At 60.0% G+C, this 427-nt stretch carries 1 pseudogene; it reads right to left on the bottom strand.

From position 1 onward, the window contains the following. Positions 1-427 (bottom strand): annotated as a pseudogene (locus ASD32_RS30640) (aminotransferase class I/II-fold pyridoxal phosphate-dependent enzyme); the annotation flags it as partial.

Below are 427 nucleotides of genomic sequence, written 5' to 3'. Positions count from 1 at the left end.
GTCGGCGAGATCGCAGACGCCCTGCAGATTGGCGATGATGCCGTCCATCGAAAACACGCCGTCAGTGGCGATCAGCTTGAAGCGCGCGCCTTCCGCCTTCTTCAGTTCCTCCTCCAGCGCGCCCATGTCATTATTGGCATAGCGGAAACGTTTGGCCTTGGAGAGCCGCACGCCATCGATGATCGAGGCATGGTTGAGCGCATCGGAAATGATCGCGTCCTCCTCGCCCAGCAACGTCTCGAACAGGCCGCCATTGGCATCGAAACAGGAGGAATAGAGGATCGTGTCTTCCATTTGAAGAAACGACGAGATGCGCGCCTCCAGCTGCTTGTGCTCTTCCTGCGTGCCGCAGATGAAGCGCACCGAGGCCATGCCGTAGCCGTAGCGGTCCAGCGCCCGTTTGCCGGCCTCGATCAGTTCGGCACTA

It is taken from the genome of Rhizobium sp. Root483D2 (assembly GCF_001426685.1).
GTDB lineage: Bacteria > Pseudomonadota > Alphaproteobacteria > Rhizobiales > Rhizobiaceae > Pararhizobium > Pararhizobium qamdonense.
Note: the sequence above shows the minus strand (reverse complement) of the source record. Positions and strands in the feature narration are given on the sequence as shown.